At 59.7% G+C, this 2,626-nt stretch carries 2 protein-coding genes; both read right to left on the bottom strand.

Annotated features, from left to right (window positions below; all coding sequences use genetic code 11):
• Positions 1-276: 276 nt before the first annotated feature.
• A complete protein-coding gene (locus tag JX325_RS14880) occupies positions 277-531 on the bottom strand; it encodes a helix-turn-helix domain-containing protein (RefSeq protein ID WP_204791856.1) in 255 nt (84 codons plus the stop codon).
• A gap of 15 nt (positions 532-546) precedes the next feature.
• Positions 547-2,310, bottom strand: a complete 1,764-nt coding sequence (locus JX325_RS14885) for a type IV secretory system conjugative DNA transfer family protein (RefSeq protein ID WP_204791857.1) — start codon at positions 2,308-2,310, stop codon at positions 547-549.
• Positions 2,311-2,626 lie beyond the last annotated feature (316 nt).

Genomic DNA, 2,626 nt, shown 5'->3' on the forward strand with positions numbered 1-2,626 from the left:
TGCACAAGCTGTTTGCACCATTGCTGCTTTCAGCACTTTACTCAAGCGGTTTTAGCCTATTGGTACAGCTTCTTATTCTTTATAGAGGAGTAGAATGAATGCTGCAAGTTACAACGATGACCGCTTACCGATTAAAGGGGGAATGCCTGTTCTTTCCCTGTACTAATCGTAAGCCCTTTCGGTGGTAACTTCTGGGGGCTTCACCATGACGCCTCCCTGGCCCGGAAAAAGGACAGGCCCCTCCCTTGGCGGAGGGGTCTGTCCTCTTTTCGGGAGTTATAGCAGCCGGTAGCAATTGGAGGTACAACTCCCGTTCTCCCTCCAGCGCGGTTCCGCCACGATCCACCCGTTCTGCTGAAGCTCCCGCAAGGCCCGCTGGACTGTGGCTCTGGAGAGGCTCAGGTCCTTGGCGATGGTGCGGACCGAGGGCCAGCAGCGGCCCTCGACGTTCGCACGGTGCTTGAGGTACATGTAGACCGCCACGTCCCGGTGGGGCAGCTNGGCGGCATAGAGTGCGTTAAAATATCCCATAGGCGCCTCTCACGATCAGCCCCATCGTCCGGTCCCTGCGGTCTTGCCCGTTCGGAGTACTCCGGGAGGCGCTTGCTCGGGGATGGCGGGAGCAACCCGGCTCTGGAAGACCGCGTTCTCCAGTTGCTGCTTGTTGGCGTAGGCCACCGTTCGGGCGGCTTTTTCCTCCCGAATGTACGGCTCCCCGAAGGTGATGCCCCAGTCCAGGAACAGCCGCAGCCGGGTCCGCATAGGATGAGAGCCGGTCTTCATCACAACGAACTGGCCCTTGGGAATGGATTTCAGTTCATCCGGCGTCATCAAGGGCCGCTCGATCATCTGGAGAGACTGGCTGGGGTCGTTCTTCCCCTTGCTGATAGAGCCGCTCAAAACTGTGCGGCTTCCCAGGGCCTTGGAAAGCACCTCGGCAGTCTGGGAATTGGGGGCGAAGCCGCCGAAAATCGTATCCTGGACATTATCTTGAATGATCTCCGCCCCCTCTTTTCCATAGTTCTTCTCCAGCTGCGCAAGGCTCTGGATGATAGGCACCAGCGTCAGTTTCCGGGACCGTCCGGCGGAGAAGAGGGGCATGATGTCGAAGGCGGGCATGGTGCCCAGCTCGTCACAAAACAGCACCACCCGGTTCGGGAGCTTTCCGCCGTGCTCGTCAGCCACCGAGAACAGCTCTCGGGAAAGCGTCTGAATCATGAGGCCCGCCATGAAGTTCTTGCTGGGGTCCTCCTCGGGCAGCACCAGGAAGATGGCGGACTTCTGGGAGGCGAAGGTCTCCGCGTCAATGGCGCTGTCAAAACAGAGGACCTGCNCCAGCTCGGAATCCAGGAAGGCGTTCAGCCTGGACAGCACTGTGGACATGACGGAGGCCATCGCCTGGTCGGCGGAGTTCAGCGCCGCCCCCGCGAACCAGCGGGCCTTGTGGGCCTNCGGCNGAGAGTCCATCANGACNTGGAACCCGTTTTTGCCCTTGGCCATTTTGCTGGGGGCCAGGAGGTCCTGCACCAGCTTGAAGACGCTGACGATGTGCCGGGTTTCTGTATTCCCCGTGTTCTGGGGCGGCAGATACTCTGCCAACAGAAGCACAACCGCTGTCAGCAGTCCCTCGGCAGAGTCGTAAAAGAATGCGTTCTGCCCGTAGTTGGAAGCGTCTCCCTCCGGGTTGACGATGGTCTTGGCAAGGATTTTGGCGTACTTTTCCGCCTTGGCTCGTGCGGCGAGATTGCTCGGGTCCTCCCGGCTTACGTCCATGTAGTGGTTGATGAGCGTCAGGAGGTTGTACCCGTCGGAGCGGGTGGGGTTTCGCAGATCGATCACCGCCACCTTATAGCCGTAGTGTTTGATGGCGATGGCCCCACAGTTCCGGGCCAGGTCTCCTTTGGTGTCTAGGGCCAGGAAACTCATGCCGCTGGCGCAGGCATATTCGAGGTTTGGATAGAGGAAGAACGCTGTTTTGCCCACGCCGGACGCGCCGATCATCAGACAGTGGATGTCGTCGCTGTCCACCAGGGCGGTGACGGCGTTCTTTTTCCCTTCGCAGCCCAGGACCAGGCCCTGAGTCTTGGGGAGGTTCTCTCCCTTCCGCCATTGGGTAGGCCGGAAGGGAACGTGGCGGTAGGTGGTCATGAGCTCTTTCTTCGTGGCCCAGCGGGCGGTGCCGTGCTGGCCATCTCCGACAGTTCTTGCCTTGATGCCGTTGAGGGACCCGCCGGAGTGGGTGGCGAGTATCCCGATCAACAGGAACACCGCGCCGGCCAGTACGATAAAGATGATTGCGGATTGGTCCATAAAAGCCTCCTTTTCACATAGTCATAGCAAGCTCAGGTTTTGATTCCTGCGCCTCCTGCTGCTTCTGCCATTTCTCCTGCTCCTCTGNTTGGAACTTGACCGTAACCTTGACGAAATCCGCCGCCAAGTCCAGCCACGCCTCCGCCAGCTTCCGCTTATCCTCAGCGGAGCGAATGCCGGGAGCGGCATATTGNTTCNGCACAGCCTGAGTCTTGGCGCTNAGCTCCCGGTGACGGTTCTTGAAAGAGGCGTGGTTTTGATGGGGCAGGACACGCGCGCAGAGCTGCTTGCCAAGCTCCACGGCGTCGGCCGGCTG

This window comes from Oscillibacter sp. CU971 (assembly GCF_905219725.1).
Taxonomy (GTDB): Bacteria; Bacillota; Clostridia; order Oscillospirales; family Oscillospiraceae; genus Oscillibacter.